At 62.5% G+C, this 10,818-nt stretch carries 7 protein-coding genes; 6 read left to right on the forward strand and 1 reads right to left on the reverse strand.

Annotated elements, in window-relative coordinates; genetic code table 11:
* Positions 1-405, reverse strand: a 405-nt coding sequence (locus tag KF791_20535) for a hypothetical protein (protein MBX3734970.1), incomplete at its 3' end; no start/stop codon positions are given.
* Between the two features lie 758 nt (positions 406-1,163).
* Between KF791_20535 and KF791_20540 the strand changes: the two genes are divergently transcribed.
* The 6 genes from KF791_20540 to KF791_20565 all read left to right on the forward strand — a co-directional run.
* Complete coding sequence (locus KF791_20540; protein ID MBX3734971.1) at positions 1,164-4,385, forward strand: hypothetical protein; 3,222 nt, start codon at positions 1,164-1,166, stop codon at positions 4,383-4,385.
* A gap of 37 nt (positions 4,386-4,422) precedes the next feature.
* On the forward strand, positions 4,423-5,073 hold the full coding sequence (locus tag KF791_20545) for a response regulator transcription factor (protein MBX3734972.1): 651 nt from the start codon (positions 4,423-4,425) through the stop codon (positions 5,071-5,073).
* A 176-nt stretch (positions 5,074-5,249) separates the two neighbouring features.
* Entirely contained in the window at positions 5,250-7,640 is a 2,391-nt protein-coding gene (locus KF791_20550; GenBank protein MBX3734973.1) for a pre-peptidase C-terminal domain-containing protein, read from the forward strand.
* 24 nt (positions 7,641-7,664) lie between these two features.
* A complete protein-coding gene (locus tag KF791_20555; protein MBX3734974.1) occupies positions 7,665-8,465 on the forward strand; it encodes a hypothetical protein in 801 nt (266 codons plus the stop codon).
* Positions 8,466-8,665: 200 nt separating this feature from the next.
* A complete protein-coding gene (locus tag KF791_20560) occupies positions 8,666-10,042 on the forward strand; it encodes a hypothetical protein (protein MBX3734975.1) in 1,377 nt (458 codons plus the stop codon).
* A gap of 46 nt (positions 10,043-10,088) precedes the next feature.
* Positions 10,089-10,818 (forward strand): delta-60 repeat domain-containing protein (locus KF791_20565; protein MBX3734976.1); only part of this gene is annotated, 730 nt, incomplete at its 3' end.

A 10,818-nucleotide genomic window follows, 5' to 3' on the forward strand; every position in this document is an offset into this window, starting at 1 on the left:
CACAATGGCCGGCGGAACGGCTTCCGGGAACCCGTCAGAGGCCAGCCATTCCAGGCCATGCGCGCTCGACGCATGGAACGCGGCATGCAACCGGTCGGACGCCGCGTCGGACAACCGCGGCTCGGTTTCGTCATCCGGTACGGCAAGAAGGTGTCCGGCCGGTGAGACGGCCAGGCTCAGCGGCATGATGGTGTGACGGCGGACTCGGTGGGCGTGACAGGCACGGGTCAAAAGCTCACTGACACTCCGGCAGGAAGTCAACCGGTGGAGCGCCGCCTGCAGGGCCGAGGAGGTCTCTCCGATGGAGAACTCGTACGGTGGAGAGGCACCCCCCAGTCCTGGCAGTGGACGCCGGAGATCCGGACGGATCCCTGCAACACCCATCGCGACGCTGGCGTCCGCCATCGCGCAGGGAGCGGTTTCGCGTCGGTCTGCGCGATACGTCGGGGAGTACGCTGGCCCTCCACCGTTTTCGGAGCGGGCCGGCGCGAAACCGACAAGCAGTGGGCCGAATCTTGCCTTTGCCGAACCCCGAAGCTGGATCCGGGCGCCGTTCCAAAACGGCGGAGGGCCGCGCGTACTCCAAGGCGCTTCGCGCATGCCCGTGCCTGGCCGCTGTCGCGACGCGGGCGGACACCCAAGTTGTGGGCGCGGTGGGCTTTGAGGCGCCGTGTTCGTGAAAGCCGGTGGGACCAGGCGGTCTGGACGTCGGAGAAATGATGCCTCCGAAATGAGGTTGACCGAGGCGGCGTGGGGGAATTGGCGCGGGGGCAAGCCCCCGCGGCCGGTCTGGTGACGATGAGGCGGAAGAGCCGTGGCCCTTTCCTTGCACATCACCATATGGAGGATGCGCATCGTGAAACTCAGGGATCCGCGCCGGGTTCGGTGACTCCCCCCTTGCTGTCGTCCATGGCAGCAGGGTTGCACCCCTTGCGCGCTCCTGATTGCATGTCCCTACACACCGGTGTTTTGAGATGGGGCTGATTCAGAATCCAGTGAGACCGCGGCAAGGCTTCGTACTGCTGCTTGTCTTGCTTCGGATTGGAGGACCTTGCTTCGGAACTGCCGCCGTCCCTGGCTTCGGGGAGGTTCCGCAGTTCCGTATCAGCCACCTTGAGTTCGACACCCACGGTGCGTTGAACGGGCCCTCGCAAGATCGGCAATTGCAGATTGCCAACTTCTTCTATGGCGGCGCGATGACCAATCTCGTCATCACCAACGGGTTCTCCGCTTCGTCGAATGCGCCTCCGGCACGCCCCGTCCCGCGATTCGACATCCATCGGTGGTCCAAGGAATCCGGCCTGCCGGGTAACAAGATCCTGTCGCTGCTCCAAACCCGCGACGGTTACCTGTGGATTGGCAACGTCACCGCGCTGGTGCGATTCGATGGTGTGCGATTCACCACATTCGATCCGGCGAACACCCCGGAGATGGAAGGCTACCGATTTATTGGACGATGCCTCCACGAAGACAATGAAGGGCGCCTGTGGATCGGCGCGGAGAACGGGTTGCTTTGTCGCGCCGATGGCCGGTTCGTGAGCTTTCCCGGTCAGGCGGAACTGCGAAGTGAAAAGTTGAACGCGATCACCCGACGTGCCGCAGGCGGCTTCTGGATCGGGGCGGATCGGGGTCTCGGTTGGTGGGATGGCGGTGGCGTGCGCTGGATGGAGGTCCCGGACGTCAACCGGGTTCTGTCGCTCGCGGAATCAAGGCACGGATCCCTGTGGATCGGCACATCTGGCGCGCTGGTTGCTTTTGACCCGCTCACGCACCAGGTCACCCAAGTCCTGACCCGGGTTGAACTGGGATCGAGATCCACCTCGCTCGACATCTACGGTTTGCTGTTCGATCGCCGGCAAAGGCTTTGGATTGGATCCAACCACGGCGTCGCCCGACTGGACCGGCCGGATGCAATACCCCGGCGTGTGAAACTGTGGGTGCATAATCCCCATGCGCGTCTGGCTGAGGACCTTCAAGGCAACGTCTGGGCGACCAACGAATCGGAAACCGGCCAGCACCAGGGCGGCCTGATGCGCCTGGCAGACGGCGAGGATGGGATTGTCGCGACACCCGTCGGCCCGATGCTCGGGTCGATGAGGCATGTACTGGTGGATCAAGAAGGCGCGGTCTGGGCCGGAGGGCGGGACGGGCTCGTTCGGCTGCGGAGTCCGCCGCTGACCAGCATGTCGTTTGACGGCATCGGCGACACGGAACTCCATTCCCTAGTCGCCGATGAAACGGGAGTGCTCTGGCTCGGAGGCAATTACTATTTTGGGCGGTGGTCGGGCAACGAGCTTTCCATCCTCGACACGCAGCACCTGTTCAATGCGCGCACGCGGCCGCTTCAGCATCCACTGGTGACCACCGATGCATTTGGTCAAGTGTGGGCCGGCCACAGTTACGGCGGATTCTTCCAATTGCCCTCGTCGCGCTTCGAGCACGCAACGGAGCATCCGTTTGTGCGCCATTTTCAGGAGCTGGGCCAGGTGCAGGTTCTTCAGGCGAGCCGTCTTGGAGGACTGTGGCTCGGAACGACCAACGGCCTCTATCGCGCCACCAGCCCGACGACGCTCGAGCGGGTGACCGATGTTGCATTTCCCGAGCTCCACGCACTTGCGGAGGATCGCCGGACGAACCTCTGGATCGCCACCGCAGGCGGATTGTTCCAGCTGGATGCCGCCGGTCTCCTGCGCCGGATCGCCGATCCGTCTGAGGGAAGCCGGACCGCCTTCATTGCCCTGCATGCCGGCGGAGAGGGGGATCTCTGGCTGGGCACGCCTCACGGCCTCTGCCGCTTCGCGAACGACGAGTTTGCCATCTTCGGACCGGAATCGGGCCTTCCCCAACAACCCATTCACGGAATTCTGGAGGACGATTCCCGGCGCCTCTGGATGAGTGATGATGCGGGCTTGGTCCGCGTGGCGCAGGATGAACTGGAGCTTTGGTTGCGGGATCGCACCCGGCGGCCGGCCGTTGCGCGATTCGGCCCCGCCGATGGTGTCTTGGTCCTCAAAAGCCGGTCCGGTTCGCAATCCAGCGTCAAGGGCAGCGATGGTCGCCTCTGGTTTGCCAGGGGCAGTTCCTTGGTTGTGGTGGACCCCGCCCAATGTCCCACCGCGCCGCCACCGTCGGTCTTCATTGAATGTGTGATTGCGAATGGTGGCACTTGGGATATGGCCACGATGCCGTCCACCCCGTCTCGAAGGTTCTCAGAACCTCCCTCCGCATCCAATCAGGCAGGCGGAGACAGCTCGCTGCCCGGCCTGGATGCGATGCGGCGCGTTCCGCCGCCCACGCTCTCACCCCGCCAGGGTCAACATCTTGAGTTCCACTTCACCGCCACCAGCCTGCATTCGCCCGAGCGCGTGCGGGTCCGATACAAACTCGAGGGCCACGATCCGGACTGGCGTGAGGCTGGCTCCGTGCGCCGCGCGAGCTACACCAAAGTCCAGCCGGGCCATTACCAGTTCCGGGTGCAGGCGCGCAGTCATGAAGGCCGTTGGAGTCAGCGCGACGCGGTGCTGGCCTTCAGACTGGCACCTTACTTTTGGCAGACCTGGCCCTTCCACCTTGGCAGCCTTTTCGCCGTAACGGGAGCGGCTGGCGGGTTCGCGGCGTTGCACCTGCGCCGGCAACGTCATCGTTCGGAGGCGCGGCGTCTGATGTCTTTGCAGCGCGAACGAGAACGCATTGCCAGGGATATGCACGACAATCTCGGCGCACATTTGACCGAACTCGCTTTCACCGTGAGTCACCGGTCGGAGGCGGGCAAACAGGTGCGTGCCTCCCTGGACGAACTGCACGACGCGGTCTGGGCCGTGAATCCGAACAATGACTCCTCGGCGGAACTCGCTGGGTTTATTGCGAATCACTCCCGCCGATGCCTTTCAGCCGTCGGTCTCGCCGCGGAACTCGACTTGCCACCGGCCAGCCCGCAGATTGCCGTCCCCGGCGTCGTGCGCCATGAGGTCGCGGCCATGTTCAAGGAAGCCATCCGCAACGTGATTCAGCACGCCCATGCGCGCTCCGTGAAAATCCGACTGCGAGCGGACGAACGTGAACTCAGTCTCTGCATCCAGGATGACGGGGGCGGCTTCAGGATCACGCCGGGAGCGGGTGCGGAGCCATCCGTGGCGCGTGACGTGGCGGTGCCCTCAATGCGTGGCAACGGCCTGCGCAACTTTCACACGCGCTGCGAGCAACTGGGAGGCTGTTGCCGCATCGACTCGGTGCCGGGCCGGGGGACACGAGTCGAATTCTCCGTTCCGCTTCACAATGAGACCTTCGTGAAGCAAGGCCGCTGGTTCCGCCGGGGCCGGACCGCGAAGCCAGGGACTTCCCAGGCGCACGGATGGGGCCGGTACCCGGCGGATCATCATCCGTAATGTCCGTGCCCGCCGTGACCTGGGTGCCTCCTGCCTGATGAAGACCAACATCCGCATCGCCGTGGTCGAGGATGTCGCCAGAGTCCGCCGGCAGATCGTCGAAACCCTGAACGCCCGGCCGGACTGGGAGGTGGTGGCGGAGTGTGCGCATGCCGACGCGGCGCTGCACGAGATTCCTGCCGCACATCCGGACGTCGTGCTGCTGGACATCCAGCTTTCCGGCACCTCCGGACTGGACCTGATTGCACCCTTGAAGCGCCGCGTGCGTCATGTCCGTGTGGTCATGCTGACGGTGGTGGAAAGCAGTCGTGAGATCGCGTGCGCCATAGGACTTGGCGCCCAGGGCTATCTCGTCAAACAAGATGCACCGGACCTCGTCGCGGGCGTGGAGGACATACTGGCGGGTCGCACGCCGCTGATGAGTGCAACGGTCGCGCGACAGATATGGGCGCTGTTGAAGGACCTCCATCCGGGTGCGGTTCAGCGGAATTCCGGTCTCACGCCCCGCGAGATTCAGGTGCTTGACCTGACGGCGCAAGGTCTCCAACGGGGCGAGATTGCGGCCGCACTCGGCATTTCCGAAAACACTGTGAAGCACCACTTCGGAAACATTTTCGAGAAGCTGGGCGTCCACTCGGTGAAGGAGGCGTTGATCAAACTGAGAGGAGGCCGTGGGTTGCTGGATTGACCGACGTAGCGAAGGGAACCTGTGGTGGGTTCTGGGAGACTTGGGGTCCGCCGCCGATTTCCTGGGTGGCTTTCGTCCAGGCCGAACTCTCCATCGCGTTCCGCGGGCACTCGCATGCGCCCGCATCGCCCACATGGGCCATTCCCTGCCGGAAATTCACCGCGTAGCCTTGGTGCGTGATTCCGGCAATATTCATCGCACCAGGCGTTTCCCGGCTCTTGGCAGGCATGGTCCTGGTGGGGCTTCCATGCTTCGTCGGCGCGCAAATCCCTCTGACCAACGGCGGCAACCACAGCGATGCCATCTCCGCCGCCGGCGAAACGGACACTTGGACCTTCTCCGCCGAGGCCGGAGACCAAATCTATCTGCGCGCCAGTCAGACGAGCGGCGGCGCGACCTTCGCGCCCCGCATTCGTGTCTTCGATGCCGGTGAAACCCTGATTGGCAGCGTCGCCGGTTCCAGTTCCTCCGGCACCTCCTCCGCGCGGCTGGATTTCATTTCTCCAGGTACCGGAACGTTCACAGTGCGCGTGGACTCCGCCCTGGCCAACGGCACGGGCAATTACCGCGTGGACTTCCTCCGCCAGCCCGGTGCCACCACGATTCCTCCCGGTGAGACCGGCGGGCCGCTGGCCAACGAGGCCCGCACCGATGGCGCCATCGCCCTCGGCGACCTCGACGCGTGGAGCTTTGACGCCGACGTGGGAAATCTCGTGGAGCTGCGGATCGCACAACTGTCCGGCGGCGACGCCTTCGTGCCGCGCATCCGCATTTTCGATCCCGCCGGCAACAAGCTCGCCGAAGCCAGCGGCGGCTCCGCTTCCAGCACCTCGGAAGGGCGCATCTCCTTCCGGACGCCAACCACCAACACGTTTACCGTCGTGGTGGACTCCGCCACGGCGGAAGGCACCGGAAATTACCGCCTCCATCTCGTAAAACTGCCCGCGTCGGTCGCCACGCCCGCCAGCGACACCGGCGGCCCGCTCACCAGCGGCGGCAACCACGATGGCGCGATCAGTGTCGGCGACCTGGACGTCTGGACATTCGAGGCGGACGCGGACGACAAGGTCTTCCTGCGCGCCGCGCAAACTTCGGGCGGGACGGCCTTCGCCCCTCGCGTCCGGGTTTACAATGAAGCGGGAATCCTCGTCGGAAGCGCCGGCGGCGCCGGCAATTCGAGCGCCTCGGAAGCGCGGTTGGACTATGTGGCGACCGAGGTGGGCACCTACACCGTGGTGATTGATTCCCCCGCCCCCGAAGGCACGGGCAACTACCGCCTTTTCTATCTCAAGTCACCCGGCTCGTTCATCACGCCGCCGGGCGATGACGGCCTGCCGCTCGTCACCGGCAATCAAGACGGCAGCACCACCCTCGGCGACCTTGATGTGTGGAGCTTCACCGGCAACGCGGCGGACCGCGTGACGCTCAGCTTCACCCAGTTGACCGGCGGAACGACCTACGCGCCCCGCGCCCGCCTGTTCGATGGCAACGGAACGCTGGTCGGTTACAGCGCGGACACGGTCTCCGGCAACGCCTCCACCAGCGAACTGAAACTGATCCTGCCGTCCACCGGCACTTTCAACGTGGTTCTGGACTCCGTTTTCATCGGCGGCGCGGGAAATTACCGGATCAATTACCTGCTCGAAACCGGGCCTTTCACGCCCGATCCTGCGACCGGCACCGCATTGACAAACGGTGGTAATCATGAGGGCAATCTCGGCGTCGGTGCGGAAAATCGAAGGACATTCGAGGTGGCAGCCGGGGAACACGTCTCCTTGCGGGCAGGCAAATTGACTGCCTCGGACGGTTCGCAAGGCGCAACTCTGCGTCTGCGAGTGTATGATCCCAACGGAGGGTTGCGGAATGACGTCAGCAATTTTTACGAGCCGGCGGTTAACTTCGTGACCGAGGTTGCAGGGACCTACACAGTCGTAGTGAGCTTTGCCACGGGGGTGACGGGCACCTACCGGTTGCACTACCTGAAGGTGCCCGGCGCGTTCATCATCCCCGGTGGCGACGAGGGCGGGCCGCTGTCGCGGGAAAGCGCTAGTGACGGAGGGATTACGCTCGCCGACATGGACGTCTCGACTTTTGAGGCGGATCAAGGCAACGCCATCACTCTGCGCCTACAGGAGCTAACCGGCGGCGGCAGCTTTTCGCCGCGTCTGCGGCTGTATGACCCCACCGGGCAACTCCTGGCGACGCACAGCCAGGCCACTCTCCCCCAAATCGTCTTCATCGCGGCGGACAGCGGCTCTTTTGAGGTGGTCGTTGACAACGGCTTGGTCGGCGGCACCGGCACCTACCAACTGAACGCCACCGGCCTGCCCGAACAGGGCAAGCAACTGCGCGTCGCGCCGCAGCGGGACGCGCAGCAGAACGAAACCCTCACCGTGAACTGGCGCTCTGCGTTGGCGAGGTACGTCTTGCACTGGACCGCGACCCTGGTGGACCCGGACAGTTGGGAGGACATCGCGGTAGTGAGCGACAACGGCCTCAATGCGCGAATCACAGTATCCGTGGAACCCGGCAGTGGCTACTTCCGTCTGCGTCTGCCCCAACTTTGAATCAAACTCAACAAATTCATCCCAATGAAACTAATTGTACTAATCTTGCTGGCTAGCTTCTCGCCAATTTCACTTCGGGCACAACCCATCGCGGATTCCGTTGCCGAATTTTCGAACATTCAGGGAGGCAACAATTGGTACTACGGCTACTATGACCTGACTTCGGATACAACTCCCGGCTACGACGCGACCAACGATTTCACTGAATTCCCGGTCTTCGGGCCCGCAGACTTCACAGGTAACGCTTGGCGGATCAGCGGCTCATTCTGGACGCAGATCACAGCCGGCATTGTTCACCCGAATGCGGACGGTGACAACGGTGGAAGAACACCCGCAGAGCATTGGGCGATCCGCCGTTGGGTCAGCGAGACAACGGCTCTGGTGCGCGTTTACGGCCATGTGGCGAAACATGCCCCTGGCGGCGACGGTACCCAGTTCACCGTTTTTGTGAATGGTCGCAAAGTCTTTGAACGGTTTGTCCCCGCGAGTGATATCGTGGGGACAGAATACAGTTTTGGCGTTGGCTTGAACGAAGGAGACCTGGTGGACTTTGCCTTGACTGCTGCGGGTGGGATCTACTTCGATGGAACCTCGTATTCGGTGAGGATCGAACCAGCGGACTTTACGCTTACGGCTGCGACTGCTTTCGAGATTGGCACACCCACAATCACCGGTAAAACCTACCAACTCGAGCGTTCCGTCGATCTCCAGACGTGGGTCCCGGTCGGGGAGCCGTTCGAGGGAACGGGAGCCATGGTCTACCACCTATTTTCAACCCGTGGATTTGGTAGCCTTGGCCACTTCAGAGCAGAGGTTCTGCCGTGAAATGGCTTCCAAGAATAGCGTGCCCGGTGAATTCTCCAGTGAGCGACAACGGCCTCAATGCGCGAACCACAATTTCCGTGGAACCCGGCAATCCCTTCTTTCGCCTGCGTCCGCCCACGCAGCCGAAGTTCCCAGGCGAAACACTTGTCCAGCCGTGGCGTTGCAGGGTGGAAACCGCATTTCGCACAAACTGAAACTCCATGAACCAGATGCTCATTGTTGCCTGCCTCATCCCGGCCACTGTCGTGTCGGCCCAGATTTGGACGGACATCAGCACCAACTTCCCTGGCCGGACTGGAAGCGTGGGGCCAATGGCGACGGATGGAGAATATCTGTACGTGTTTCGCTTCGGCGGCGACAGCGGGGTTTACCGCACGACTGATGAAACGAGTTTTGAGGTGATCAATATCGTGGAAGGAACCACAGCATACACGCTGACAAACCTCGTCCTGAATTTTGTGAAGCTTGACAACGGCTACGTCTGGCTGGGCACCGATCCACGGGGCACGACAGGAGCCTCAGCGCTTTACAGGCTCACGCCTGGCGAAACGAATTGGGAGAAGGCCGTCACGTCGGGCATACCAGCCGATGTCTATGTCGGTCTGAGCGGTATTACCTACGACGCCGATCACAGCAGCTATTTCGTCGCGTCATCCACTGCTGGAGTGTATGTGTCAGCCAACTTCAATGATCTGAGTCGACGCGGTAGCTGTGCGCGAAAGATATTCTCGACATCACGTCTGGCATTCCATTGCCTCGGACCCGCGCCATCCCAGGAGTCGCAGCGCCGGTCGTTGGATCGTGGCGGAGGAGATGAAACTCGGCAACCAGTCGCAGCAGGAAAGCGTCAACAAGCTGGGGCAAACTTAAGAACGCATCACCTCGTCATGAAATCAAACCAGCACCCCGGAAACGGCCTCGAAAGGATCTCCGACACTCCATCCCTCCTCGGCCTCACGCCAGGCGGGCCGCTCCCGTGGGTTGCACTGGCTTCACGAGGAATATTTGCCGGGTGTTTCGCCAGGCGGCTCTTGGCCTCCTGCCTTTTGGCCCCGCTTTTGGCGTTGCACCTGTCTCAGACCGGGCTGGCGCAGACCGCCCTCGCCAACGGCGGCAACCGCTCCGACGCCCTTTCGCCCGCCGGGAACACCGACACTTGGACCTTCACCGTCTCCGCCGGCGACCATGTCTTCCTCCGGGCCAGCCAGACCAGCGGTGGCACCGCGTTCGCTCCGCACATCCGCGTCTTTGACGATGCGCAGAACCTGGTCGGCCGGGCGTCTCGCTCCAGGTCCTCCAGCACCTCCTCGGCCCGGCTCGATTATGTCGCCACCGCATCCGGGACCATCACCCGGGACGTGAATTCCAACCTGGCAGGCGGCACTGGCAACGACCGCGTGGATGACCTGCAGATGCCGGGCACCATCATCACGCCTGGCGCTGAGACAGGCGGGCAACTGGCCAATGAGGCCCGCACTGAGGGCACCATCGCCATCGGGGACCTCTACGCCCGGACCTTTGACACCGACGGGGGAAGTCTCGTGGAGTTGCGGAGAGACCAGCCTAAACGGTGCTGATCGCCTTGGATCTGTCTCATTGGCAATACACTCAGTACAAAGCGATATGCTCAACAACATCCTCAATGCTCCAAACGCTGCCGCAGAGCGCGTCCCCGTGAGTTTTTGCAAACCTATCGTCGCACTTCTTGGCTGCATCTCACTTTTGACTGCCTTCCCGGCTCGCTCCCAAGTATTGGAAGACGGCTTCAACCCGGATGCGAACGCAGCCGTGTACGCGTTGGAAGTGCAATTCGATGACAAGGTTTTAATGGGAGGCGACTTTACGCAAGTTTCTGGAATGCCTCGGAATCACATTGCCCGGGTGGATTTCGATGGCGTGCTTGATCCATCCTTCGATCCGGGCGTCAATGGACGGGTTGTTACACTTAATGTTCAAAGCGATCGGAAGATCATCTTGTCCGGCCAGTTCACTGAGGTCGCCGGCCAAACGCGGAATCGCATCGCCCGGGTTACTGTTGATGGGGAGCTCGACACCGCCTTCAACTCCAATGTGAATGGAACGGTCAACATCGTCGTATTGCAGGATGACGGAAGGATTCTGATTGGCGGCGAATTCACCCAAGTTGGGGGTTTGCCACGAAACCGGCTGGCACGCCTTCATCCGAACGGCACGCTCGATACGTCGTTTGATCCCAATGCCAACGGCTCCGTCCTCGCGCTTGCCCTCCAGGAGGATGGCGGGATTCTGGTAGGAGGTGATTTCACTCAGCTCGGCGGCCAGGTGCGCAACCGTATCGCACGGCTTGATCCCACAGGAATACTGGATCCGGTCT

It is taken from the genome of Verrucomicrobiia bacterium, from assembly GCA_019634635.1.
GTDB lineage: Bacteria > Verrucomicrobiota > Verrucomicrobiia > Limisphaerales > UBA9464 > UBA9464.